The organism is Streptomyces sp. NPDC005722 (assembly GCF_040630935.1).
GTDB lineage: Bacteria > Actinomycetota > Actinomycetes > Streptomycetales > Streptomycetaceae > Actinacidiphila.
In genome coordinates, this window is the sequence record NZ_JBEXYN010000060.1 from 17,010 (window position 1) to 42,092 (window position 25,083).

The following is a 25,083-nucleotide window of genomic DNA, read 5'->3' on the forward strand; positions in this document are numbered from 1 at the left end:
AGGGTGTGCGGGCACGACCCCGCCCGGGCCTGCGGTGTCGCCCTCCCCCGGAGGGCTTTCCGGCCGCGTCGGAGCCGACGACGTTCCGGAAGCGGTCGTCGGCGCACACGGTTCGTGGCGGGGTTCCGGCCCCCTCGCGGGCGCGCCCCGCGGGGAGCCGCCGTCAGCACTGCCAGAGGAAGGCGGCCTCTCCGCAGGGCCGGCAGGTGAAGACGTAACCGCGGCCCCCGCCACCGAAGTTCGCCGAGGTCGTGTGGTCGGTCCCCTCCTCGAGTTGTGCCGTGAACGTCATGGTCGCGGTGCAGGAGGGACAGTGCGGGGTCTCGTCACCCTGGATCCAGCCCGGCTCGCCGCCCAGCCGCCCGAGCGCCCGCTCCGGAGCACCACCGCCGGCCGGGACGGGGCGCAGCGCGGTGACGGCCGCGGGGTCCCAGTCCTCGCACATGCCCGGGTCGTTCTGGCAGAGGAAGACCGCGACGGCACCGTCCCCGGAGGGCAGGTGCGCGAGGAACTGCAGCGCCCCGCCACAGGTCCGGCACAGCGGCCACGGGAAGCCCTCCGGCACCAGCGGGACTCCGCCGGTGCGCAGGACGGGCGCGTCGGGGGCGGTCGCGCCGCCGTCGATCAGGTGCACCGGGAGAGCCTAGGCCGTGGGACGCAGCGCAGGGCGAGGGCGGCGGCGGTCAGGTAGGCGAGGGCGCCGGCGGCCATGGCGAGGCGCAGGCCCGTGGCGTAGTCGGCGGCGGTGGCCAGGAGGGTGCCGCCGAGCGCCACGCCCGCGGCGCTGCCGATCTGCCGGGCGGTGTTGAAGAGGGCGGAGGCGGTGCCCGAGTACCCGGGGGGTGCCGCCGCCATCACGGTGGTGGTCGTGCCGGTGAGCGCGAAGGAGGTGCCGAAGCCCGCGGCCATCATGGGGGCGATCAGCAGCGGGTAGGCGGGGTCGGTGCCCGCGGCGGCCCAGCCGGCCAGTCCGAGGGCACCCAGCAGCATCCCGGTGACGACCAGCGGGCGGTCCCCGGTCCTGCGGGCCAGCCGTCCGGACAGGACGGAGGCGAACATGGTCGTCGCCACGGCCGGGAAGAGGGCGAGGCCGGTGCCGAGGGCGCTGTAGCCGCGCTGGTGCTGGAAAGCGAGGCTGGCGGTGAACACCATGCCGTAGAAGGCGAAGTTGAACAGGAGCCCGATCAGCGATCCGCCGCCGACCGCCGTGGAGCGCAGCATCCGCGGCGGGATCGCGGGTGCGCGGGCCAGCCGCTCGCGCAGGGCGAACGCCACGACGGCGAGGAGGGCCAGACCGGCGCCGGCGAGGACCGCCGGATCGGACCAGCCGCGCCGTCCGGCCTCGTTGAGCACGGCGGTCAGCAGGGCGACCGCGGCGACGACCGCGACTTGCGCCGGCCAGTCCAGGGCCCGGTCGGCGCGGCGGGGCGAGGGCGCCACGTGCCGCAGGGTCAGCGCCATGCACACGGCGCCGACGGGCAGGTTGACGAGGAAGACCCACCGCCAGCCCACCGTGGACACGAGCAGCCCGCCGAGGAGCGGGCCCGCGGACGCCGCGATGCCGGCCATCGCGCCCCACAGCCCGACGGCCCGCGACCGCGCGGCGGGAGCGGGGTAGGCCTGCTGGAGCAGCGCCAGGGAGCCGGGCACGATCAGCGCCGCGCCGAGCCCCTCGGCCAGCCGCGCGACGACCAGGGCGGGGGCGTCCGGCGCGAGCGCGCACGCGGCGGAGGAAGCGGTGAACACGGTCACACCGGCGCAGAAGACCCGGCGGTTGCCGAGCCGGTCGCCGAGCGCGCCGCCGGTGAGCAGCAGTCCGGCGAACACCATGGTGTAGCCGTCGGTGATCCACTGGATCCCGGTGAGGGAGGCGTGCAGTTCGCGGCCCACCACGGGCACGGCGACGTTGATGACGGTGACGTCCAGGATGACCATGAAGTAGCCGGCGCACACCGCGAGCAGCGGCGCCCGTGACCAGGGCCGGGCGCCTGGGGCCGGCACGGCGGCGGGCGCGGGCCCGTCGCCACCGGCGGCCTCCGCGAAGGGCACGTCCTCGACCTCATCCCGTACGCAGGGGTTCCGTACCGGATGTCACAGTAAGGGGTGGAAGATCCGCTTCACGGGACCGGCCGGGCGGACCGCGCGTGCCTCAGCCGGACCCGTCGGGACGGCGGCGCAGCAGGTAGGTGTCCATGATCCAGCCCTTGCGCTCCCGGGCCTCGGCGCGGGCGCTGAGGATGCGCTGCGCGGTCTCGGCGAGCGGGCCGGAGATGAGGATCTCGTCCTCGGTGCCGAGGTAGGCGCCGTAGTGGATGTCCAGGCCCTCGGGATCGATCCCGGCGAAGGCCGCGCGGCCGTCGAGCATGACCACCACGTCGTCGGCGTCCCCGGGGAACCCCTCGGCGAGGCGGCGGCCGGTGGTGATCTGCAGGGGGCGGCCGACCCGGGTGAGGGTGAGGCGGTGGCGGGCCGCGAGGGCGGCGACGCTGCTGATGCCGGGGACGACCTCGTGGGTGAAGGTGCCGGGCCGGCGGGCGAGGACCTCGTCGACGACGGCGATCACGCTGTCGTAGAGGGAGGGGTCGCCCCAGACCAGGAAGGCACCCGTCTCACCGGGGCCGAGGTGGGCGTCGAGGAGGCCCGCCACCAGGTCGGCGCGGCGGCGGCGCCAGTCCTCGACGGCTTCGGCGTAGCCGGGTGCGGTGCGGTCGCGCTCGGCGTCGGGCACCTCGACGAGGCGGTGGCCGGGGCGGGCGTGCTCGTCGAGCATCCGCCGGCGCAGGCGGATCAGGTCCTGGCGCTCCTCCGGTTTCCCGAGGACGAGGAAGACGTCCGTACGGCCGATCGCCTTGACCGCCTGAAGGGTGAGGTGTTCGGGATCGCCCGCGCCGATGCCGATGACGAGGATGTGTCGCATGCGGTGATTGTGCCCTGCGGTACGCCGGTGACGGCCACCGCGGCAACTGTTCCCGGGAGGTCCTGTGATGTCCCTCACGCCGGATGGGGTGATTACGGTGCGACTTAGTAGCCGGCGTTCTCTCGGCATATAAGCTCTATCCGGAACGGAATGGGACATTATTCGCACAGGGGGGCGACGGTATCCGATCCGTACGGCGTCATGGGCTGCTCCCGGGGCGGGGAATACGAACTGAGGGCCCATCAGGTCTCATCCGGACGACGGGTCCGGCGGCGCGGCACGCCCACGCGCCCTGCGCAAGAACCGTCGTGGCTACGAGTCCGCGTAGTACCGATCTTCCATTGCCCGATGTTCGGGACGGTCCACACAATGGCCGGGCCCGCCAGCCGTCACGGCAGCTCAGGCGGGTTGTGAACACGCACGCCGAACCCTCGAGTGAGGTCACGCAATGACGAAGCACCGCCGGACGATGCCTTTCCGGAAGATCACCGTCGCCGCCCTCGCCGTCGCCGCCGTGGGTGTGCCCTCGGTGGCCATGGCCTGCGTCGGCGGCCAGCAGGGGCCGCGACAGGACGGGCCCCAGGCCCAGGGCCGCTGGAACCACGGCTCGTGGGGCGGGTCCTGGAACGGGGCCGCCGACGGCTCCGCCGGCCAGACCGTGGGCGGGACCTGGACCAAGGGCGGTCCGTGGAGCGGGATGCCGTCCTCGGCTCCCGCCGCCCCGTCGGCGCCCTCTTCTGCCCCCTCCTCCGCGCCGTCGTCGGCGCCCTCCTCGGCGCCCTCCTCCGCACCGGGCGCTCCGGCCGCGGGTTCGGGCGCCGCGCTGACGGGAGCCTCGGCCACCGTGTTCGACCTGGTGAACCAGGAGCGCGCCAAAGCCGGCTGCACGGCCCTGAAGGTGAACGCCAAGCTGAACGAGGCCGCGCAGGACCACAGCAAGGACATGGCCTCGCACCGGAACATGTCCCACACCGGCTCCGACGGCTCGTCACCCGCCGACCGCATCTCCTCGACGGGCTACGACTGGAGCCGCTACGGCGAGAACGTGGCCTACGGCTACTCCTCCGCCTCCAGCGTGATGAGCGCCTGGATGGCCAGCCCGGGCCACAAGCGGAACATACTGGACTGTTCCTTCAAGGAGATGGGGATCGCGCTGGCGCAGCCCGGCAACTACTGGACGCAGGACTTCGGCGCCGCGCGCTGAAGCGGTACGCCGGGAGGCCCGGCCGCCCCCGTGGCGGCCGGGCCTCCCGGCGTACGTGCGGCCGGCGCGGTCAGCGCAGGCCGCGGCCGAGCGCGTTGATCAGCTCGCCGTCGGCGGTGTCCCCGCTCAGCTCCCAGAAGAAGGCGCCGCCGAGGCCCTGGGACTTCGCCCAGGCCGCCTTGCCGCGCAGTGTGAGCGGGGTGTCGTAGCTCCACCACTCGTCGCCGCAGCGGGCGTAGGCCGTGCCGGCGACCACGTGCGTGGCCGGGCAGCGGGTCTTGAGCACCTTGTAGTCCTCGCTGCCCGCCTCCCAGGTGCCGGGGGCGGGTCCGGTGGCGTCACCGCCGGGCGCCGTCCGCGTCACCCCGGTCCAGCCGCGGCCGTAGAAGCCGAGGCCGAGCAGGAGCTTGCGGGCCGGGATGCCGAGGCCGCGCAGCTTGTGGAGGGTCGCCGCCGCGTTGGCGTCCTTCGCCGGGATGCCGCGGTAGGAGGTGAGCGGCGAGTGGGGGGCGGTCGGGCCGGTGGCGGCCCAGGTGCCGAAGTAGTCGTAGGTCATGGGGTTGTACCAGTCGACGTACTTCGCGGCGCCCGCGTAGTCGGCGGCGTCGATCCTGCCCCCGTCCGAGGCGTCGGCGGTGATGGCGGCGGTGACGAGGTTCTTCTTGCCGAAGCGGTGGCGTACCGCGGACATCAGGTCCTTGTACGCGCCCGGGCCGCTGGTGTCGCAGGACATGCCGCAGGCGTTGGGGTACTCCCAGTCGATGTCGATGCCGTCGAAGACGTCGGCCCAGCGCGGGTCCTCGACGAGGTCGTAGCAGGAGTCCGCGAAGGCCTCCGGGGCGGCGGCGGCCTGGGTGAAGCCGGGCGACCAGGTCCAGCCCCCGAAGCTCCAGAGGACCTTGATGTGCGGGTACTTCTTCTTCAGCTTGCGCAGCTGGTTGAAGTTGCCGTGCAGCGCGCCGTCCGCGGTGCTGTCGGCGACGCCGTCGACGCTGCCGGCCGCGTCGTAGGGCTTCTGGTAGTCCGCCCACTCGTCGCCGACGGCGCACTTGCCGTCCGTGACGTTGCCGAAGGCGTAGTTGATGTGGGTGAGCCGGGAGGCGGCGCCCGAGGTGACGATGTTCTTGACGTGGTAGTTGCGGTCGTAGACGCCCCAGTCGATGAAGTAGCCGACGACCTTCGACGTCGCCCCCTGGCCGTGCGGGGAGTGCGGGGCCTGATGGCCGTGGGACGCCGCCGTGGGCAACGGCTGGGCCGCGGCGGGGCCGGTGACGAGGCTCGCGGTGAGCAGCGCCGTGCCGGCGGCGACGAGGCCGGTCAGAGCTCTGCGGAACCGTGATCCGTGCTGTCCGGGCATGGAGTCACCTCTGGTGAGGAAGCGGTCGTGAGCGCGCGTGGGTGCGGGGACACCCTAGAAGGACTAGACCAATGAGGTCAATGGTCTGCACCAATGCGGAAGTACCCGCTCCTCAGGTTCCGGTGAGCGCCCGTCAGATCGGCATCAGCGTCCAGGACCAGCGGTGGGTGCCCGGACCGACCCGGTACGCCGGCAGGGTGTCGGGCCCGCAGGAGGCGGTGCCGACCCCGCGGTGGGCGGCGTCCACGTGGACCACGCACGTGGCGCGCGGGACGAGTTCGTCGTGGTGCGCGGCCGCCGTGAGCTCCGCGGCGCGGTAGCGGGTGACGCTCACCTGGCGCGGGGCGTCCAGGTGGACGGCGATCCCCGCCGCGGCCGCCGCCCCGGTGAGGCCGAAGCGCCGCACGCCGTGCCGCCCACCGCTCTCCTGCGGTCGCAGGTACGGCGTGAACAGGGCGTCCACGTCCGCCCGGTGGAGCCCGTTGGTCGCGCCCGCGCACCGGTCGGGGTAGGTCTCGCCCGGCCCCCGGCCGAACCATTCCAGGGTGTCCAGACCCGCCACGGTCTCGAAGACGGTGCCGACCCGCGGCACGTCGGTCAGCGCCTCCGGCAGCACGGCGGTCTCGTCGACGAGCAGCCCGCCGTTCAGCAGCGGCGTCAGGACCTGCTCGTGAACGACGGCGCCCGCGCCGTCCGTGGCGTACGCGTACTCCGAGCGCACCACCACGCTCGCGCCCTCCCTGCCCACCGACACCAGGGTGCGTCGCGGTGCGTGCAGGCCCCAGGCGCGCCAGCGGGCGGCGATGCCACCCCACTCGTCGTTGTCGGTGGGCGCCCGCCACAACGTCAGCACGGGCGGCGCGGTGAGCAACGGGTGCCGGAGCAGCCCGGCTTCGTCGAGTTCCACCACCCCGCCCGGGGCGAGCACGGCGCCCGCCCGGGGGAGCAGGTCCCGGTGGTCCTCGTCGAGCACCACCTGCGGGGCGCACACCAGCGTGCCGCGCGGCGCCCAGGGCAGGTCCTCGGCCGTCGTGACCCGCAGGGTCAGGTGCGAGTCGCCGTGCGGCAGCAGGCTGGTGGGCAGCGGCACCACCGCGCTCTCCCCCGGCGCGAGGTCCGGCAGCCGGACGGGGGCGGTGCCGGAGTCACCGATGTGCCACCGCGCGCTCAGCCACGCGAGGCCCGTGAAGTGCTGCCGGTTGGTGATCCGCGCCCCGCGGTGGTCGGGGGTGAGCTCCAGCCGCAGCGGGGCGGCGATCTCCCGGTGCTCGGCCATCGCGGGCTTGGGCGTCCGGTCGGGCAGGACGAGGCCGTCGGCGCAGAAGGCGCCGTCGTTCGGCGTGTCCCCGAAGTCGCCGCCGTACGCCCAGCGGTAGCCAGGCGCGACGATGCCGTCCGCGTACGCGCCGGCGGGCGCCTCGGGCCCGGCCGGGAGACCGGCCCGCTCCCCGGTGAGCCGCTGGAGGATGCCGTGGTCCCGGAACTCCCAGACGAAGCCGCCCTGCAGGCCCGGGGTGGACTCGATGGCCCGCCAGTAGTCGGCCAGGGAACCGTTGCTGTTGCCCATGGCGTGCGAGTACTCGCACAGGATGAGCGGCTTGGAGTGCGGGCCGGCCGTGATCTCCTCGATGGAGGCGTACATCGGGCAGATGATGTCGCTCGCGGACTGCTCCCGCTCCCAGTCGTCCTTGATCGCGCCCTCGTACTGCACGGGCCGGGTCGGGTCGGTGCGCCGCAGCCAGCCGGCGGCGGCGTCGTGGTTGGCGCCGTGGTCGCTCTCGTTGCCCAGCGACCAGACGACCACGCTGGGGTGGTTGCGGTCCCGCAGCACCATCCGGGCCACCCGGTCGGTGAACGCCCCCAGGTAGCGGGGGTCGTCCGCCAGTTCGTGGGCGTGGTCGTGGGTCTCGATGTCGGCCTCGTCCACGACGTACAGGCCGAGTTCGTCGGCGAGGCGGAGCAGGGCGGGGTCGGGCGGGTAGTGCGCGGTGCGCACCGCGTTGAAGCCGTACCGCTTGAGCAGGCACAGGTCGGCCCGCATCTCCTCGGCGTCGGCCACACGCCCGGTCAGCGGGTGGAAGTCGTGCCGGTTGACCCCGCGGAAGTAGACCCGGACGCCGTTGACCAGCAGGTCGGCCCCGGAGATCGCCACGCTGCGGAAGCCGATGCGGTGGCGCGACTCGTCGGCCACGCCGCCGTCCGCCCGGTGCAGCCGCACGGTCAGGTCGTACAGGTGCGGGGTCTCGGCGGTCCAGGGGCGCACACCGGGCACGGTGGCCCGGATGCGGGCCTCGCCGAGGAAGTCCGAGACCCGCTCGCTCGCGACGTTGGCCCGCGCGAAGGCCTCGTCGGCGGGGAGCCGCAGGATGCCCTCCGGGGTGCACAGCAGTCCGGAGACGCTCCATCCCGCCGGGAGCGCGCCCGCCCCGCTGCGGACCTTGACCGCGACGTCGAGGGTGCCGCCGGGCACGGCGGTGATCCCCACGTCCGCCAGGTGGAGGGGGTCGGTGGCGTAGAGGTGGACGGAGCGGGTGATGCCGCCGTGCCACCACTGGTCCTGGTCCTCCAGGAAGGTCGCGTCGGACCATTTGACGACGGTCAGGCGCACGGTGTTGCGCTCCCCCGGGCGGAGCGCGTGCGTGACGTCGAACTCCGAGGCGAGGCGGGAGTCCTTGCCCACCCCGACGGCGGTGCCGTTGACGTGCGCGATCAGCACGCTCTCGGCAGCCCCGACGTGGAGCACGACGCGCCGCCCCGCCCAGTCGGCGGGCACCTCGGCCTCCCGCTCGTACACCCCGGTCGGGTTGCGCCCGGCCGGCGGTGAGGGCGGCAGGTCGGGGAACGGCATCGTCACGTTGGTGTAGTGCGGCAGGTCCCGCACACCGTGGATGTCCTCGAAGTCCTGGACGGTCCAGCAGCCGGGCACGTCCGTCTCGGCCCAGCGGCCGGCCGGCGCGGTGCGCGGGGTGGGCAGCAACTGGAAGCGCCAGCGTCCGTCCAGCGGTACGCGCGGGGCGTCCGGGCGGACGACCGCGTGCATGGGCAGCCGGCGCCACCCGGTCAGCTCGGGGGCGTCCCAGGGGTCGATCGGAACGGCGGGCTCTGCTGCGGCGGGACGGCGGTCCTGCATGGGGGTTCCCTCCCGGGAGCGGTCGGTTCGCGGTGGGGGCGCGGTGACGGCGGGCCCGTGGGGACGAGGACCGGGGCGGCGTCGCCGGGGATGACCCGGCGGCCGCGGGTCGGGGCCCGCGGTGCGGCGCGATCGGCGCCGGGGAGGACAAGGGTCCGCTGCGACGGCACGGGGTGGCGGCCGGGCGGCGCGTCGTCGGGGGGCGGGCGTGGTGCGCCCGCCCCCGACGGCCCGGAACGGTGGGGCAGCCGGTGGCCGGACCGCTCCGGGCGGTGGGGCGGCTACGCGCTCGGCGTGAGACGCAGGGTGAGGATCTGGAACGGCCGCAGGGCCAGCCGGACCCCACCGTCGGGCCCGAGCTCCGCCTCCTCCCCCTCCAGCGGGCGTTCCAGCAGGTCCGTGACCTGCACCCGCGCCACGGGGAACGAGGCCCGCAGGGTCGTCGCGGCGCGCCCGCCGAGGGACTCGTACAGCCGGACGACGACGTCGCCGGAGCGGTCGTCGGCGAGCTTGACCGCCTCGATCGCGGCCCGCGTGCCGTCGAGCGTCACCAGGGGCTCGGCCGGCCCGGCGTCCGCGGCCCCGGCGGTGACCCGCAGCGGCAGGTTGAGCTCGTAGCCGCCCGCCACGGCGTCCTCGACGGCCGCGCCGGGCAGCAGCGCGTACGTCATGCGGTGCGGGCCCTGGTCGGCGTGCGGGTCGGGGACGCGGGGCGCGCGGACGAGGCTGAGCCGCAGCGTCGTGGTGGTGCCGCCGTCCTCACGTGAGGTGCGGCCCACGTCGTGGCCGTAGGTCGAGTCGTTGAGCACGGCCACGCCGTACCCGGGCTCCGCGACGTGCGCCCAGCGGTGGCAGAAGACCTCGAAACGGGCCGCGTCCCAGCTGGTGTTGGTGTGGGTGGGCCGGAAGACGTGCCCGAACTGGATCTCGGCGGCGCTGCGGTCGGCGTGCACGTCCAGCGGGAAGGCCGCCTTGAGGATCTTCTCGCTCTCGTGCCAGTCGATCTCCGTGTCGAAGTCGATCCGCGGGCTGCCCGCGCGCAGCCGTACGGTCTGCGCGAGGCGGGAGCCGCCGAAGGACCGCTCGACGCGGATCGCGCCGACGAGCGGGCCCTCCTCGACGACGGTGATCGCGTCCACGGCCGTCAGGTCGGTGTACTGCCGCCGGTAGTGGCGGTCGATGTCCCAGGCGTCCCACTGGTTGGGCAGGTCGGTGTGGAGCCGCAGCAGGTTGCCGCGCTCGCCGGGGGCCAGCACCTCGCGGTCCGCTCTCAGGTCGAACACCGAGGTGAGCAGCCCGTCGTCGTCGAGTTCGACGCGGACCAGCCCGTTGTCCAGGACGCGTTCGGTGACGGTCACCCTCCCGTCCGGCTCGGCCGCCACGACCGGCCCCGCCCCGGAGGCGGGCAGCTCGGCGAAGACCGCCACCCGGCCGTCGGAGAGCGGCTGGCCCTCGGCTCCGTCCGGCGCCGCCGGCACGGCGACGACCTCCGCCCGGGGCCGCGGCGAGGTGTTGAGCACCCACGGCGCCGACGGCCCGGTGCCGGGGTCGCCGGCCACCACCGCGGCGGCGCCCGCGGTGATCGCCTCCAGCTCCTCCTTCAGGCGGGCGTAGGTCGCCTCTGCCTCGCGGTGCACCCAGGCGATGGAGGAGCCGGGCAGGATGTCGTGGAACTGGTGGAGCAGGACCGTCTTCCACAGCCGGTCGAGGTCCTCGTACGGGTACGCGTACGAGGGGTCGCGCAGCGCGGCCGTGGCGGCCCACAGCTCGGCCTCGCGCAGCAGGTGCTCGCCGCGCCGGTTGCCGGACTTGGTGCGGGCCTGGCTGGTGTAGGTGGCGCGGTGCAGCTCCAGGTAGAGCTCGCCGGACCACACCGGGGCGTCCTCGTACTCCGCGCGGGCCTCGCGGAAGAAGGTGTCCGGGTCCTGGACGACGACCTTGGCCGAGCCCTCCAGGTCGCGCAGCCGCCGGGCCTTCTCCAGCATCTCGCGGGTGGGACCGCCCCCGCCGTCGCCGTGGCCGAAGGGGACCAGGGAGCGCGAACCGCCGCCCTTGTCGGCGTAGTTGCGGACGGCGTGGGCCATCTCCTCGCCGGAGAACACCGCGTTGTAGGTGTCGACGGGCGGGAAGTGCGTGAAGATGCGGGTGCCGTCGATGCCCTCCCACCAGAAGGTGTGGTGCGGCATCTTGTTCGTCTGGTTCCACGAGATCTTCTGCGTGAGGAACCACTCCATCCCGGCCAGCCGGGCGATCTGCGGGTAGGCGCCGGTGTAGCCGAAGGAGTCGGGCAGCCACACCCCCCGGCACTCGACGCCGAACTCCTCGGCGAAGAAGCGCTTGCCGTGGATCAGCTGGCGGGCCATCGCCTCGCCGCCCGGCAGGTTGCCGTCGGCCTCCACCCACATGCCGCCGACCGGCACCCAGTTGCCGGCCTTCGCCGCCTCCTGCATGCGCCGGTACACCTCGGGGTTGCGCTCCTTGACCCAGGCGTACTGCTGGGCCTGGGAGCAGGCGAACACCAGCTCCGGGTAGTCGGCCGCGAGCGCGGTGACGTTGGAGAAGGTACGGGCGGTCTTGCGCCTGGTCTCGCGCAGCGGCCACAGCCACGCGCTGTCGATGTGGGCGTGGCCGACCGCGGACAGCGTGTGGGCGCTGGCGTGGGCGGGCCGGGACAGCACCCCGGCGAGTTCGGCGCGGGCCGCGGCGGCGGTGCCGGCGACGTCGGCGATGTCGAGGGCGTCGAGCATCCGCTCCAGGGCGCGCAGCAGTTCGTGGCGGCGCGGCTCGGCCGTGGACAGTTCGCGCATCAGCTCGCCGGCGACCTCGATGTCGAGGACGAGGTGCCACACGTCCTCGTCGAGGACGGCGAGGTCGGCGCGGGTCATCGTGTACAGCGGCTCGGCGGGGGCGGTGAGCCGGTCGCCGAGCGGGGTCGGCAGGAAGCCCTTGGCCAGGACGTCGGGGTTGGCGGCGGCCTCCAGCAGCAGTTCCACCGGTTCACCGCCGGCCGCGGGGTTCGCCACGGGCACGTACTGGTTGCGCGGCTCGATGCCCTTGACCGGGGTGCCGGCGGCGTCGTGGACCAGGGCCTCGGCCTGGCCGCCGGGCCAGTCGCCGATGAAACCGAGGTCGAAGACGGCCTCCACGCGGCGGCCGGCCCACTCGGCGGGGACGGTGCCCCGGGCGCGTATCCAGCTGGTCGACCAGGGGTTGCCCCAGCGGTCGCCGGTCGCGAAGGGCACGTACTCGGCGGCGAGTGCCTCGCCCACCGGCACCGGTTCGCCCTCCACGTGCCACGCGGTGAGCGTCAGCGGTACCGACGCGCCGTACACCGCGGGGCGGATGCGCTGTTCCAGGACGCGGTCGAGGCGCGCCTCGACCTGCTTGCGGTCGTCGTGCATGGGTGCTGGTCCCCTCAGTCCCGGAGGTAGGCGAGGTCGGGTACGTGCTTGCGGTATCCGTCGAGCAGACGCCGGGCGACGGCGACGGAGTCGACGAGCGGGTGCAGCGCGAAGGCCCGCAGTGCGGCGGCGCCGTCGCCGGTGGTGGCGGCGGTGATGACGTCGCGCTCGACGGCCTTGACGGCGGTGACCAGGCCGACGGCGTGGCCGGGCAGCGGGTCGCCGACGATCGGGCGGGCCCCGTTGGCGTCCACGTGGCAGGGCACCTCGACGACGGCCTCGGAGTCGAGCGGCTCGAGGGCGCGGCGATTGCGGACGTTGAGGATCAACGTGGTGCGCTCGTCGAGGGCGATGGCCCGCATCAGGGCGAGGGCGACCTTCTCGTAGCCGCCGGACTCCAGGTCGCACGAGTCGCGTTCGCCGGCCCCCGCGGCCTCGCGGACGTCGGCGCCGTAGGTCGTCTCGCGCTCCAGGCGGGTGGCGTCCCAGGCGGCGAAGGGTTCCGTGCCCGGGGCGCGCATCTTCTCGTAGAAGCGCTGCTGCTGCTCCAGGAGGAAGGCGCCGCGGGTGTGCTCGGCGTCGCGCGCTGCGGCGACGGCCTCGCGGTTGGAGTAGTAGTAGTTCAGGTACTCGTTGGGCACCGAGCCGAGGGTGCGCAGCCAGTCGGCACCGAAGAGCTTGCCCTCCTCGAAGGAGGTGAGCGCCGCCTCGTCGGCCAGCAGCCGCGGGAGCAGGTCGACGCCGTCCACGCGGACCGCCCGCAGCCAGCCGAGGTGGTTCAGCCCCGCGTAGTCGAACCAGGCCCGGCCTGGGTCGATGCCGAGGGCGCGCGCCACTCGCCTGCCCAGGCCGACCGGCGAGTCGCAGATGCCGATGACGCGGTCGCCGAGGTGGTGGGACATGGCTTCGGTGACCAGGCCGGCGGGGTTGGTGAAGTTGATGACCCAGGCGTCGGGGGCGAGCCGCGCGATGCGGCGGGCGATGTCGACGGCGACGGGGACGGTGCGCAGTCCGTAGGCGATGCCGCCGGCGCCGACCGTCTCCTGGCCGAGGACGCCCTCGTCGAGGGCGACGCGCTCGTCGACGACGCGCCCCGCGAGGCCGCCGACGCGGATCGCGGAGAACACGAAGTCGGCGCCGGTGACCGCGTCGTCGAGGTCGGTCGTGACGGTGACCTCGGGCGCGTCGGGGTATCCCTGCGCCTGCTGCCGCAGCACCCGGACGATGGCGTCCAGCCGTGCGGGGTCGAGGTCGTGCAGGGTGACGTGGGTGACCCGGCCCTCCGCGCGGTCCTCCAGCAGGGCGCGGTGGACCAGCGGGACGCGGAAGCCGCCACCGCCGAGAATCGTGAGCTTCATACCTCGACTACCTCCACCCCCGCCTCGCGCAGCGAGGTCCGGGTCGTCGCGTCCGCCGGGGCGTTGGTCACCACGACGTCGATGTCCTCCGGCCCGCACACCCGGGCCATGCCGGTGCCGGGGAACTTCCCGGCGTCCGCCACGAGCAGCACCTGGTCGCTCGCCGCGATCATGGCCCGTTTGACGGGCACCTCCACGGCGGTCGTGTCCAGTATCTGCCCGTCCGGACGGATGCCGCTGGTGCCCATCACCAGCCGGTCGGCCCGGACCTGGCGCAGGTTGTCCTCGGTGAGGAAGCCGACCAGGGAGCGGTACTCGCGGCGCACCACCCCGCCGAGCAGCACCAGCTGCACGTCCTTCTCGTCCTGCAGCTCCTCGTAGACCGCGAGGTTGCTGGTGATCACCGTGAGCGAGCGGCCGCGCAGGTGCCGGGCGACCCGCAGTGCGGTCGTCCCGATGTCGAGCAGGACGGTCTCGCCGTCCTGGATGGTCTCGGCGCAGCGTACGGCGATGGCGTCCTTGGCCTCGACGCGGACCGCGGCGACGTCGGGGAACGGGTCGTCCTCGCCGGTCAGCGGGACCGCGCCGCCGTAGACGCGCTTCAGCAGGCCCTCGTCCTCGAGCTGGATGAGGTCGCGGCGGATCGTGGCCTGGCTGGCGCCGATCCGTTCGGCCAGCGCGGTCACCGAGGTGGGGCCGTCCGACCGCAGTGCGCGGAGGATCAGCTCATGTCGTCGGTCGGGGAGCATGCCCCGAACCCTACCCGGGCTCTCTGCAAAGTCAATCAAAGTCGAGCAGATTTGTGATTGACCCTTGTCAAACCACTGCACAGCATGCAAGCTCTTGCCTACTTCAGGCCAGGACGTCCCCCCGTCCGGGCCTGGACCGGGGGGACACGAAGCACCGGGCGCTCTCCGCCCCGGTGCCCCTGGAGAGGTAGGTCGCAATGCCGCGGTCGACACACGCCGGCAGCACCCGGGAGGAGGCAGCCGATGTCTTCCTGTCAGGGCTGCTCTTCTTCGACCTGGGTTTCACCGGGCTCCCCTCGGCACCCACCCCGGGCGCCGAGGTGTGGACCAAGGACATGGGCACCTCCCCCGGCGGGATCGCCAACTTCGCGGTCGCGCTGAGCCGGCTGGGGCTGCGTACGTCGCTGTCCGCGGCCTTCGGCGAGGACCTGCTCGGCACGCACCTGTGGCACGAGCTGTCCGTCGCCGAGGGCGTCGACCTCTCGCGCTCGCGCCGGTTCGCCGGATGGCCGACGCCGGTGACCGTCTCCCTCGCCTACGACGGCGACCGGGCGCTGGTCACCCACGGCCAGGAGCCGCCGCTCGGCCCGGACGCGATGATCGGCGAACCGCCGCCCAGCCGGGCCGCGATCGCCCACATCGGCGCCGAGCCGCTGGAGTGGGTGGGGCGCGCGCACGCCGCGGGCACCCTGGTCTTCGCCGACGTCGGCTGGGACCCCTCGGAGCGCTGGAGCCCGGCGGTACTGGAGCAGCTCGCCCTGTGCCACGCCTTCATGCCCAACGCCGACGAGGCGATGGCCTACACCCGCACCACCACCCCGCGGGCGGCGTTGTCCCGGCTGGCCGACCTGGTGCCGCTCGCCGTGGTCACCGACGGCGCCGGGGGCGCCCTGGCGGTGGACTCCTCGACGGGCGAGACCGCGTCGGTGCCGGGCCTCGCGGTGGACGCCGTCGACACCACCGGCGCGGGCGACGTCTTCGGTGCCGGGCTGGTCGCCGCCACCCTGGCCGGCCGGCCGCTCGCCGACCGGCTGCGCTTCGCCAACCTCGTCGCCGCGCTGTCCGTCGGGCGGATCGGGGGCGCCGCCGCCGCACCGGACCTGGCCGCCGTCGGCCGCTGGTGGCGGGCCGTGCGCGACTCCCCCGGCGACGACGGACTGCGCTCCGCGTACGCCTTCCTCGACCACGCCGTGCCGGCCGCCGCGACGACCGCCGCGGGCCCGCACCACGCCGATCAGCCCGAGCAGTAGGAGAACCCCGTGGACCTTTCCCGCAGACGATTCCTGCAGGCGACCGTGCTCACCGCCGCGGCCGCCGGCCTCACCGCCGCGTGCGGCGGAGGCGGCGCGGGCGGCACCAGGAACGGCAAGAACCTCACGCTCTGGTACTGGGGCGGCGGGCTGAGTGACAAGGTTGTCAAGGACGCCGAGGCGCACTTCACCGCGGTGACCCTGAAGTCCGCGCAGATAGGCGGCGACTTCAAGCAGAAGCTGCTCACGACGCTGACCGGCGGCCAGTCGGTGCCCGACATCACCGGCATCAAGGGCGAGGACATGGCCTCCTTCCTGCCCAACGCCAACCGCTTCCTGGACCTGAACGAGCTGGGCTTCAAGGACATCGCTCCTCAGTACCTGGAGTGGAAGACCAAGCTGGCGCGGAGCGAGGACGGCCGGCAGATCGGCTTCCCGATCGACATCGGCCCCACCGCGATGTTCTACCGCGCGGACTTCTTCGAGCAGGCCGGGCTGCCCTCCGAGCCGGGCGAGGTCGCGGCGCAGATCAAGACCTGGGACGACTGGTTCGACGCGGGCCGGGAACTGCACAAGGCGGTGCCGTCGGCGTCGCTGATCAACAGCGCGAGCGCGGTCTTCGACATCGCCGTCGGGCAGGGCACGCAGCGCTTCATCGACGCCGACAACCACTTCGTCGGCGACCAGGACCACATCCGTGCCGCCTGGGACCTGGCCGTCCGGCCGTACCAGCTGGGGCTCGACGCCAAGATCAACGACAACAGCTGGAACGCGGCCATCGCCAAGGGCACCCTGGCGACCGAACTCGGCGCCGCCTGGCACGCCCTGGACATCTCCTCCGCCGCCCCCGACTCCAAGGGCAAGTGGCGGGTGGCCCCGATGCCGGGCGGCCCCTCCAACCTCGGCGGCTCGTTCCTGGCGCTGCCCCGCCAGTGCCGCAACCCCGAGCAGGCCTTCAAGGTCGTGAGCTGGCTGCTGAGCCCCGCCAACGACGCCCGCGGCTTCGCCGACGCCGCGATCTTCCCGGCCGCCCCTGCCGCGTACGCCATGCCGCAGATGACCTCCGGCGACCCGTACTTCGGCGGGCAGAAGACCATCGACGTCTTCGGGCCGGCCGCCAAGGCGATCCCGGCGGCGTACGAGGCCCCGGCGGACGCGGCCGTCATGGCCACGTTCAAGACCGAGCTGACCAACATCGAGACCAAGGGCAAGAAGCCGGACGACGCGTGGAAGGACGCGGTGGACCAGGCCAAGCAGATCGCGCAGCGGCAGGGCGTGCGCTGACATGGCGGCGCCTCCGACCACCGGCCCCGGCTCCGTCGCGGTGGGCACCACCGACGGCGGGGCGGGGCGGCCGCGCTTCCGTCCGCGCCGTTCCGCGCCCGCGCACCATCTGCCGCCGGCGCCGCGCGCCGCCCGGCGCGGGGTGCTCTCCTTCTGGCCGCAGTACCTGGCGATCTCGCCGTTCTACCTGGTCTTCGGCGTGTTCATGCTCTGGCCGGTGTTCTACTCGCTCTACCTGGCCTTCCAGCGCTGGGACGGCATCGGCGAGATGCAGTTCGTCGGGTTGCAGCAGTTCCGCTTCCTGATGGACGACCCGGTCTTCTGGCTGTCGATCCGCAACACCCTGGCCATCTGGGTGCTGTCGACGGTGCCGACGCTCTTCGGGGCGCTGGTGCTGGCCACGCTGCTCAACTCCGTGCGGCGCTTCAAGTCCTTCTACCGGATCGCGCTCTTCCTGCCGAACGTCACCTCGATCGTCGCCATCGCGATCTTCTTCGGCGCGGTCTTCAGCAACAACTTCGGCCTGGTCAACGCGATCCTGCACATGGCCGGCCTGCCCGAGGTCCAGTGGATGAGCAATCCGTGGACCATCAAGCTGGTCATCGCGCTGCTGATGACCTGGCAGTGGACCGGCTACAACATGATCATCTATCTGGCGGGGATGCAGGCCATCCCCGGCGAGGTCTACGAGGCGGCGAGGATCGACGGGGCGGGGCCGGTGCGGACCTTCTTCCGCATCACGGTGCCGATCCTGCGTCCGGTCATCCTCTTCACCGTGGTCATCTCGACGGTCAACGGTCTGCAGAGCTTCACCGAACCGCAGGTGCTGTTCGGCAGCAACGCGGCCAACGCCAATCTCGGCGGCCCCGGCCAGGCCGGCCTGACCACGCTGCTCTACTTCTACCAATCCGCGTTCTCCAACAACGACTTCGGCTACGGCGCCGCCATCGTCTGGGCGTTCTTCGTGCTCATCCTGGTGCTCGTCGCCGTCAACTGGCGCCTCGTACAGCGCGGGAGGAAGTCATGACGCGTACCGCACGGTCGCTGCGGCCCAAGGGGCTCTACGCCCACCTCGTGCTGATCGCCGCGGTCCTCGTCTCGATCTTCCCGTTCTACTGGACGATCGTCATGGCGACCAACACCACGCGCGACATCTACCGGACGCCGCCCAAGGTCTCCTTCGGCCCTCACCTGCTGGACAACGTCCGCACGGTGCTCGACAGCGTCGACTTCTTCGGTTCGATGCTCAACACGCTGGCCGTCGCCTGCGCCTCGACCCTGCTCGTGCTCTTCGTCGACTCGATCGCGGCCTTCGCCTTCGCCAAGTTCGACTTCCCCGGACGCAGGTGGCTCTTCGGGGTGCTCCTCGTCTTCATGATGCTGCCGCTGCAGCTGGCGATCATCCCGCAGTACCTGATCATGATGCACCTGGGCTGGCTCGGCACGCTCAAGGCGCTCATCCCGCCCGCGCTCGCCAACGCCTTCGGCATCTTCTGGCTGCGGCAGTACATCAGCGGCGGCGTTCCCGACGAACTCCTCGACGCCGCCCGCATGGACGGCTGCGGCTTCCTGCGCCAGTACTGGCACGTGGTGCTGCCCATGATCCGCCCGGCTCTGGCGTTCCTCGGCATCTACGCCTTCGTCAACGCCTGGAACGACTACGTCTGGCCGCTGATCGCCCTGGTCAACCCCGAGCACATCACGCTCCAGGTCGCCCTGGCCCAGCTGAACGTCGGCCGCTCCACCGACTACAGCGTCGTGATGGCCGCCGTGCTGCTCGCCTCGGCGCCCCTGGTGCTGGTCTTCGCGCTCTTCGCGCGGGGCTTCATCGCGGGCGCGACCGAGGGGGCCGTCCGCGGTTGACCGCACGGCTCCCGGGGCACCGCCGTTCGCCGCGGTGCCCCGGGCGGGCGGTCAGCCCGTCCGCACCGTGACCATGCCGTTCCCGGTGGTGGCGGTGATCCTGCGCGCCGACGACGCATCGGTCGGCACGCTCACCTCGCTCATCCCGACGCCGGTCCGGGCGCGCACGTCGTAGGCGGTTCCGGGGGGCACGGTGACGGTGACCATGCCGTTCCCGGTCGTGGTGGTGACCTCCTCCGGCGCGGCCTCGAAGGTCGCCTCCACCGTGCCGTTCTCGCTCGTCAGCGAGGCCCGGCGGGCGCCGAGGGCGGTGCCGGTGACGCCGCCGTTGCCGGTGCCGAGGTCGACCGCGCCGGTGACGCCGTCCGCCTCGACCTGCCCGTTGCGCACCCTGACGCTGACGGGCGTCGAGGCGGGCACCCTGACGACGTAGTCGACCTTGCACGGCCGGCTGTTCCCGCACCCGGAGCCGGTCAGCCTCAAGGTGCCGCCCTCGACCCGATGGCGGGTGGCCGGCTTCACGGCGCCGTACTCCAGGGTCTCGGTCACCGACATCGGCCCGCTGCCCACGGTGATCCGCACGGAACCGTTCTCGTTGCGCACGTCGAGCGCCTTCGCGCCGGAGATCTCGTAGGAGCGCGGGGAGGACCCGTCGGTCGCGGCGCCGGGCGACCCCTTCCCCGAGGGGACGGCGGAGCCGGTGACGTCGGCACCGGGTGCCCCGTCGCCGCCCGCGTCGCAGGACGCCAGGAACCCCGTCGCCGCGAGTGCCAGGACGACCGCCACCGCGCGCCAACTCTTCACCACTGTCTTCTCCTTGCACGTCGTCAACCATCACCCCATGCGGAGCATATAGCCGCAAAGGGGGCATTCCCGATCCCCCGACGGGGTGACTGGCCCGCCGATGCGCGGGTACACGCGCTTCGACCGTGGTGCGGCGAACGGGTGGCAGCGGCCACGCGGGCGGCGCGCGGGGCGGGCCCCCGGCGCCGCGGCCGGTAGACCTGGCGGGCGGGGCGGCGGACGGGAACGGGAGGGCAGGATGCGGCGCAGGGCGGCCGAGGTGACGGGGTGGCTGCTCGTGCTGCTCGCCCTGTACGTGGTGTTGATCGGGCCGGTCACGGTGCTGGAGGTCGCGGTCGGCGCGGTCGGCGCGCTGCTGGCCGGCATCGCCGCGCGCACGGTGCGGACGGCCTCCGGTGCGACGCCGGGCGGTGCGCGGCACGCGGCGCGTGCGGTACGCGCCTGGCCGGGCGCGGTGCTCGCGGAGACCTGGCAACTGGCCGTCGCCGCCTTCGGCGGGCGGGCCCACCGCGGCCGACTGCACACGCTGCGGCTGCCCGAGGGCGTGGGCGCGGGATGGGCGACGGCGGCGCTGTCCGCGACGCCGGGCACGGTCGTGGTGGACGTCGACGACAGCGGCGAACGCGTCGTCACGGTGCACCGGCTCGGCGCCGGGACGTCGGCGATGGAGCGCGCGCTGGGGGCCGAGGAGGTACGGGGATGAACGCCTGGCTGATCGCGGCCACCGTGCTCATGGCCGCCGGGCTCGGCCCGTGCGCCTGGCTGGCGCTGCGCGGGCCGGCGCACGTCCGGCTGGCCGGCACGAGCCTGGCGACGACATTGGTGGCGGTCGTCTTCCTGCTGCTGGCCCAGGGATTCGGGCGCTCCTCGTACACCGATCTCGCGCTGGTGCTCGCCGTACTGGGGCCGGTGGGCACCCTGGTCTTCACCCGCTTCCTGGCCGGGGAGCCGCACGAGGGCGGCGGTGCGGCGACATGACGGCACGTCACGTCATCGCGCTGGCCCTGCTGGTCGTGGGCTGCGCGGTGCTCCTGCTGTCCGCCGCGGCGCTGGTCCTGCTGCCCGGCCCCTACCGCCGTCTGCACGCCCTCTCCCCCGCCGGCGCGCTCGGCGCCCCACTGGTGGCGCTGGCCCTCGCGGTGGAGACGGGACCGGGCCGGGCCGCCCTGAAGCTGCTGTTCGTCGGGCTGCTGCTGGCCGCCGGCGGCACCGTGACCACGATGGCGCTCGGGCGGCTGACCGTGCGCATGGACGAGCGAAGGGAACCCTCCACGTGACGGGCACCGATGCGCCGGCCGTGATCGCGCTCCTGCTGGTGGCGGTCACCGCCACGGCGGCCGTACTGACCCGCGACCCGGTGCGGCAGTCCGTCGTCCTGGCCTTCCTGGGCCTGGCGCTCGCGCTGCTGTTCACCGTGTTCCAGGCCCCCGACGTGGCGCTGTCGCAACTGGCCGTCGGCTCGGTTCTGACGCCGCTGCTCATCCTGCTCACCGTGCGCCGGGTCCGCCGCGGGCCCGCGGCACGGAGCGAACAGAACGGGCGGACGCACGGGGACGGCCGGTGAGGCGCGCCACGCGGATCCGGCTGTTCGCCGTCGCCGCCGCGGTGCTGTTCGCGGGCTGGGCACTGGCCTGTGCCGAACTGCCCCCGTTCGGCGGTGACGTCCACCCCTACGGCGAGCGGGCGGTCTCCGCGGCCCTGTCCCGGCACACGGCGAACGTGGTCTCCTCGGTCAACTTCGACCAGCGGGCCTTCGACACCCTCGGCGAGGAGTCGGTGCTGTTCGCGGCGGTCCTGGGGGCCACCGTGCTGCTGCGGCCGGCCCGCGACGAGCGCAAGGTCGGCCCGGCGCCGCGGTCGGTGCTGCCGGCCACGCGGCTGTTCGGCGCGCTGCTGCTGCCGGTGGCGCTGCTGACCGGCTGGTACGTCGTCGCGCACGGCCAGTTGAGCCCCGGCGGCGGCTTCCAGGGCGGGGTGGTGCTGGCCGCGGGCCTGCACTTGGCGTACGTGGCCGCCGACTACCGGGTGCTGGGCCGGGTGCGCCCGCTGGCCGCCCTGGAGGTGACGGACGCCCTCGCGGCGGCGGCGTTCACCGCGCTGGGGCTGGTGGGGCTGGCGGTGGCCGGCGCGTACCTGGCCAACACGCTGCCGCTGGGGACCTTCCGCGACCTGGCCTCGGGTGGGCTCGTGCCGCTGATCAACGCCGCCGTCGGGGTGGAGGTGGGCTCGGGCGTCGTCGTCCTGCTCGCCTCCTTCCTCGATCAGGCCGTGGAGGTGACCGACAAGTGAGCGTGCTGCCCTACCTCGTGGCCGGCTGGATCTTCCTGGCCGGCATGTACGGGCTGGTGACCAGCCGTGACCTCATCCAGGCCGTGGGCTGCCTCAGCGTCGCCCAGGCCGGGACGTACGTGCTGCTGCTGGCCGTCGGCTACCGGCGCGGCGGCACCGCCCCCGTCTTCTCCGACGCCTCCGTGCACACCCCGGTCGTCGACCCGGTCGTGCAGGCGCTGACCCTGACCGACGTCGTGGTCGGCGCGGTGGTGACCGCGCTGCTGCTCAGCCTGGTCATCCAGTTGCGCAAGCGGCACGGCACCCTGGACCCGGAGTCGCTCACCGGGCTGAAGGGCTGAGGGCGCCGACCGTGGGGCCGGACGCCCTGCTGCCGCTGGCCGTCGCCGTCCCGCTGCTCGGCGCGGTCCTGCTGGCCGTGTGCGGCCGATGGCTGCCGCGGCTGGGCTGCGACCTGCTGGCGACGGCCTGCGCCGCGGCGGAGGTGGTGGTCGTGGCGGCGCTGTGGGCGCGGGCGGGCGACGGGCTGTCCGTGGCGTGGCTCGGCGGCTGGCGGCCGCAGGCCCCGGGCGGCCACGGCGTCGGCGTCGTCCTCGCCGCGGACCGGGTGGGCGGCGGGATCGCGCTGCTCGCCGCGGTCCTGGTGCTGGCGGTGGTCGTCTACTCGTGGCGCTACTACGCCGAGCCGGGCGGCGACCACGCGGGCAACTTCCCCGCACTGCTGCTGCTCTTCGAGGCGGGCATGTGCGGCTTCGCCCTCACCGGGGACCTCTTCGACGCCTTCGTCTTCTTCGAGCTGATGGGCGTGGTCGCGTACGCCCTGACCGGCTACCGCATCGAGGACCCCCGGCCGCTGCAGGGCGCGCTGACCTTCGGCCTGGTCAACTCGCTCGGCGCGTACGCCTCCCTGATGGGCATCGGCCTGCTGTACGCGCGCACGGGCGAGCTGGGCTTCGCCGCGATCGGCCGCGAACTGGCCCGGCACGACGGGCCGGACGCCCTGGTGGTGTGCGGTTTCGTGCTGGTCGTGACGGGACTGCTGGTGAAGGCCGCGATGGTGCCCTTCCACCTGTGGCTGCCCGACGCGCACGCCGTCGCGCCGACCCCGGTGTGCATGCTGCTGTCGGGCGTGATGGTCGAACTGGGCGTCTACGGGGTCACCCGCGTCTACTGGGCGGTGTTCTCCGGACCCGGCGGCATCCCGCCGCACGCGCTGCGCGACACCCTGACGGCCTTCGGGGTGCTGACGGCGCTGGTGGGGGCGGTGATGTGCTGGCAGCAGCGGCACCTCAAGCGGCTGCTGGCCTTCTCCACCGTCTCGCACGTGGGCCTGTTCCTGGTGGGCGTCGCCACGCTCACCCCGCTGGGAACGGCGGGAACCGCCGTGTACGTCGCCGGGCACGCCGGGGCCAAGGCCGCCCTGTTCGGCCTGAGCGGGGTGCTGCTGGACCGGTACGGCTCGGTCGACGAGCGCGGGCTGCACGGCAGGGCCCGCGAACTGGTGCTGCCCGGCGCGCTGTTCCTGCTGGCCGGGCTGGTGCTCGCGGGGCTGCCGCCGTTCGGGACGGGGCTGGGGAAGGCGCTGGCGGAGGACGCGGCGGCGCACTGGCTGGGGTGGCTGACCGCGGTGTACCTCGTGGCCTCTGCGGTGACCGGCGGCGCCGTGCTGCGTGCCGCGCTGCGCGTCTTCCGCGGTGCCGGGCCGCGTCCCCCGGCCCACCCCGGCGGGCCGGAGACCAGCGGCGAGGGCGAGGAGCCGGAGATCCGCGGGCCGCGCCGGGTCGTGCCGGTGATGATGGTCGCCGTCCCGGCGCTGCTGCTGTTCGGCAGCCTCGCGGTCGGCCTCGTGCCCGCGGTGGGCGCCTCCCTGGCCCGTTCCGCGACGGGGTTCACCGATCACGCCGGCTACGCGGCCGCGACGCTCGGTTCGTCCCGGGTGGCCGCGTCCACCGGGGTCCCGCCCGAGGCCGGGTGGACACCGGAGGGCGTGCTGCTGGGTCTGCTGTCCACGGCCGCCGCCGCCGCTTTGGCGGCGGCCGCCGTGTGGGGCCCGGCTGCCTCCGGCGCCCTGGTGCGACGCGCCCGCACCGCCGCCTCCGCGGTGACCCGTACGGCCGTGGTGCCGCTGCGCCGGCTGCACTCGGGACTGCCCGGCGACTCCGTCGCCTGGCTGACGGTCGGCGTCGCCGTACTGCTGGTGGCCTTCGGCGCCCAGGCGGGTGGCGGCTGAGACGCCACGCGCGCACCACCGCGCTCCCCAGCGTCCCGTCCGCGCACCCGAGGGGCACCAGGAACCCGCCGCGAGGCCCACCGAAGGCGGCGGTCCGGCAGAGCGTGCAACGGAGAGGCGGGTCGAGGCGTCCGGGATCCACGGGCCGTTCTGCGTCGGGGCCGGGCGCTCGTGCGGGGCACCGGGGCCGCACGGGCCGACGCCACCGCGGAGCGGCCCGCCGGGCACGGTGCGGGGGATGTGACGCGTGGCGGTCGTACCGGGCGGCCGTCCTGGGCGGTTACGGTCCGTGCATGGGACCGGGTATCGCGTTCGCGCTGTGTGCCGCCGTGCTGATGGGGACCGCGACGGTGCTCCAGGCCATGGGCGCGCGCCGGGCCGCCGCGGCCGCGCCGGGGGCGCCGTGCGCGGGGGCGCGGACGCTGGTGCGGGCGCTGCGCTGCTGGCCGTTCGTCGCGGGTGTCGGGATGGACGCGCTGGGTTTCGCGGCGGAGCTGGTGGCGCTGCGGTCCGTCGCGCTGTTCGTGGTCGAGGCGGCGCTGGCGTCCTCCCTCGCGGTCACCGCGGTCGTGGCGGCGGTGCTGCTGAAGGTGCGGCTGCGCGCGGCGGAGTGGACGGCGGTCGGGGCGGTGTGCCTCGGGCTCGCGGTGCTGGCCGTCTCCGCGGGCCGGGACGGCGGGAGCGAGGGCGACCCGCCGCTGCGGTTGGCGATCCTCGTCACGGCCGTGGTCCTGGCGGTCGCCGGGCGGGTCGTGGAGCGCCGTGCGAAGCGGAGCCGGGCGGCGGTGCTCGGCGCCGTGGCGGGGCTGGCGTTCGGCGTCGTGGCGGTGGCGGTGCGGATGCTGATCGGGTTCGCGCCGGGCGAGCTGCTCGCGGACCCGGCGACGTACGCCGTCGTCATCTCGGGCGTCACCGGCTTCGTCTTCCTCGTCGACGCCCTCGCCGCGGGCTCGGTCACCGCCGCGACGGCGGCGATGGTCATCACCGAGTCGCTGTGGCCCGCGCTCTTCGGCGTGGTGTGGCTGGGGGACTCCACGCGGCACGACCGGGCCCCGCTCGCCGTGCTCGGCTTCGCGCTGTCGATCGCGGGCGCGCTGGCCCTGGCCCGGTTCGGGGAGGCGGAGCAGGACGTGCCGCCCGCGTCGGCCGCGGGCGGCCCGCCGGCGGAGCAGAACGGAAGAGAGGGGGGTTGGGTGAGAGTGTGTGGGGGTGGGGGTTTATGAAGGGGGTGGGGGGGGGAGTAAAAA

22 protein-coding genes are annotated in these 25,083 nt (G+C 74.0%); 13 read left to right on the forward strand and 9 right to left on the reverse strand.

Annotated elements, in window-relative coordinates; all coding sequences use genetic code 11:
- Positions 1 to 163: 163 nt before the first annotated feature.
- The 3 genes from ABZ479_RS37710 to cobF form a co-directional block, all read right to left on the reverse strand.
- Positions 164 to 634 carry a hypothetical protein gene (locus ABZ479_RS37710; protein ID WP_500465781.1) on the reverse strand — a complete coding sequence of 157 codons (471 nt, stop codon included), beginning with the start codon at positions 632 to 634 and terminating at the stop codon, positions 164 to 166.
- Positions 625 to 2,049, reverse strand: coding sequence for an MFS transporter (locus ABZ479_RS37715; RefSeq protein ID WP_500465782.1), 1,425 nt, complete (start codon positions 2,047 to 2,049; stop codon positions 625 to 627). The genes ABZ479_RS37710 and ABZ479_RS37715 overlap by 10 nt, the downstream gene beginning before the upstream one ends.
- Positions 2,050 to 2,149: 100 nt before the next feature.
- Positions 2,150 to 2,917, reverse strand: coding sequence for a precorrin-6A synthase (deacetylating) (gene cobF / locus ABZ479_RS37720; protein ID WP_500465783.1), 768 nt, complete (start codon positions 2,915 to 2,917; stop codon positions 2,150 to 2,152).
- A gap of 448 nt (positions 2,918 to 3,365) precedes the next feature.
- On the opposite strand from cobF, the gene ABZ479_RS37725 reads away from it, so the two are divergent.
- Complete coding sequence (locus ABZ479_RS37725; protein WP_500465784.1) at positions 3,366 to 4,121, forward strand: CAP domain-containing protein; 756 nt, start codon at positions 3,366 to 3,368, stop codon at positions 4,119 to 4,121.
- 70 nt (positions 4,122 to 4,191) lie between these two features.
- Here ABZ479_RS37725 and ABZ479_RS37730 read toward each other — a convergent pair whose 3' ends face one another.
- The 5 genes from ABZ479_RS37730 to ABZ479_RS37750 all read right to left on the reverse strand — a co-directional run bounded on the left by ABZ479_RS37730 (position 4,192) and on the right by ABZ479_RS37750 (position 14,116).
- Positions 4,192 to 5,478 carry a glycoside hydrolase family 18 protein gene (locus ABZ479_RS37730; protein ID WP_500465785.1) on the reverse strand — a complete coding sequence of 429 codons (1,287 nt, stop codon included), beginning with the start codon at positions 5,476 to 5,478 and terminating at the stop codon, positions 4,192 to 4,194.
- A gap of 133 nt (positions 5,479 to 5,611) precedes the next feature.
- Entirely contained in the window at positions 5,612 to 8,608 is a 2,997-nt protein-coding gene (locus ABZ479_RS37735) for a glycoside hydrolase family 2 TIM barrel-domain containing protein (RefSeq protein ID WP_500465786.1), read from the reverse strand.
- Between the two features lie 281 nt (positions 8,609 to 8,889).
- Positions 8,890 to 12,009: an alpha-mannosidase gene (locus ABZ479_RS37740; RefSeq protein ID WP_500465787.1), complete on the reverse strand. Its 3,120-nt coding sequence runs from the start codon at positions 12,007 to 12,009 to the stop codon at positions 8,890 to 8,892.
- Positions 12,010 to 12,023: 14 nt separating this feature from the next.
- Positions 12,024 to 13,367: a 6-phospho-beta-glucosidase gene (locus ABZ479_RS37745; protein WP_500465788.1), complete on the reverse strand. Its 1,344-nt coding sequence runs from the start codon at positions 13,365 to 13,367 to the stop codon at positions 12,024 to 12,026.
- The gene (locus tag ABZ479_RS37750) at positions 13,364 to 14,116 is read right to left on the reverse strand and encodes a DeoR/GlpR family DNA-binding transcription regulator (RefSeq protein WP_499600835.1); all 753 of its coding nucleotides are present in this window, start codon (positions 14,114 to 14,116) and stop codon (positions 13,364 to 13,366) included. Before ABZ479_RS37750 ends, ABZ479_RS37745 begins: the two co-directional genes overlap by 4 nt.
- Before the next feature lie 197 nt (positions 14,117 to 14,313).
- Between ABZ479_RS37750 and ABZ479_RS37755 the strand changes: the two genes are divergently transcribed.
- From ABZ479_RS37755 to ABZ479_RS37770, 4 genes are all read left to right on the forward strand, one after another.
- A complete protein-coding gene (locus ABZ479_RS37755) occupies positions 14,314 to 15,366 on the forward strand; it encodes a carbohydrate kinase family protein (protein ID WP_500465789.1) in 1,053 nt (350 codons plus the stop codon).
- A gap of 9 nt (positions 15,367 to 15,375) precedes the next feature.
- Positions 15,376 to 16,650 (forward strand): ABC transporter substrate-binding protein, encoded by a 1,275-nt coding sequence (locus tag ABZ479_RS37760; RefSeq protein ID WP_500465790.1) that lies wholly within the window; start codon positions 15,376 to 15,378, stop codon positions 16,648 to 16,650.
- Between the two features lie 142 nt (positions 16,651 to 16,792).
- A complete protein-coding gene (locus tag ABZ479_RS37765) occupies positions 16,793 to 17,677 on the forward strand; it encodes a carbohydrate ABC transporter permease (protein WP_499600938.1) in 885 nt (294 codons plus the stop codon).
- Positions 17,674 to 18,513 (forward strand): carbohydrate ABC transporter permease, encoded by an 840-nt coding sequence (locus tag ABZ479_RS37770; RefSeq protein ID WP_500465791.1) that lies wholly within the window; start codon positions 17,674 to 17,676, stop codon positions 18,511 to 18,513. Before ABZ479_RS37765 ends, ABZ479_RS37770 begins: the two co-directional genes overlap by 4 nt.
- A gap of 51 nt (positions 18,514 to 18,564) precedes the next feature.
- Here the strand turns inward: ABZ479_RS37770 and ABZ479_RS37775 are convergent, their stop codons facing one another.
- Positions 18,565 to 19,320 carry a DUF4097 family beta strand repeat-containing protein gene (locus tag ABZ479_RS37775; RefSeq protein ID WP_500465792.1) on the reverse strand — a complete coding sequence of 252 codons (756 nt, stop codon included), beginning with the start codon at positions 19,318 to 19,320 and terminating at the stop codon, positions 18,565 to 18,567.
- Positions 19,321 to 19,555: 235 nt separating this feature from the next.
- Between ABZ479_RS37775 and ABZ479_RS37780 the strand changes: the two genes are divergently transcribed.
- From ABZ479_RS37780 to ABZ479_RS37815, 8 genes are all read left to right on the forward strand, one after another.
- Positions 19,556 to 20,020 (forward strand): Na+/H+ antiporter subunit E, encoded by a 465-nt coding sequence (locus tag ABZ479_RS37780; protein ID WP_500465793.1) that lies wholly within the window; start codon positions 19,556 to 19,558, stop codon positions 20,018 to 20,020.
- On the forward strand, positions 20,017 to 20,295 hold the full coding sequence (locus tag ABZ479_RS37785) for an MrpF/PhaF family protein (protein ID WP_499600841.1): 279 nt from the start codon (positions 20,017 to 20,019) through the stop codon (positions 20,293 to 20,295). Before ABZ479_RS37780 ends, ABZ479_RS37785 begins: the two co-directional genes overlap by 4 nt.
- Entirely contained in the window at positions 20,292 to 20,594 is a 303-nt protein-coding gene (locus tag ABZ479_RS37790) for a monovalent cation/H(+) antiporter subunit G (protein ID WP_500465794.1), read from the forward strand. The genes ABZ479_RS37785 and ABZ479_RS37790 overlap by 4 nt, the downstream gene beginning before the upstream one ends.
- Entirely contained in the window at positions 20,591 to 20,881 is a 291-nt protein-coding gene (locus ABZ479_RS37795) for a Na(+)/H(+) antiporter subunit B (RefSeq protein ID WP_500465795.1), read from the forward strand. Before ABZ479_RS37790 ends, ABZ479_RS37795 begins: the two co-directional genes overlap by 4 nt.
- On the forward strand, positions 20,878 to 21,606 hold the full coding sequence (locus ABZ479_RS37800; RefSeq protein ID WP_500465796.1) for an MnhB domain-containing protein: 729 nt from the start codon (positions 20,878 to 20,880) through the stop codon (positions 21,604 to 21,606). Before ABZ479_RS37795 ends, ABZ479_RS37800 begins: the two co-directional genes overlap by 4 nt.
- Complete coding sequence (locus ABZ479_RS37805) at positions 21,603 to 21,947, forward strand: sodium:proton antiporter (RefSeq protein WP_499600845.1); 345 nt, start codon at positions 21,603 to 21,605, stop codon at positions 21,945 to 21,947. The genes ABZ479_RS37800 and ABZ479_RS37805 overlap by 4 nt, the downstream gene beginning before the upstream one ends.
- Before the next feature lie 11 nt (positions 21,948 to 21,958).
- Positions 21,959 to 23,836, forward strand: coding sequence for a complex I subunit 5 family protein (locus ABZ479_RS37810; protein ID WP_500465797.1), 1,878 nt, complete (start codon positions 21,959 to 21,961; stop codon positions 23,834 to 23,836).
- 293 nt (positions 23,837 to 24,129) lie between these two features.
- Positions 24,130 to 25,059 (forward strand): DMT family protein, encoded by a 930-nt coding sequence (locus ABZ479_RS37815; protein ID WP_500465798.1) that lies wholly within the window; start codon positions 24,130 to 24,132, stop codon positions 25,057 to 25,059.
- Positions 25,060 to 25,083 lie beyond the last annotated feature (24 nt).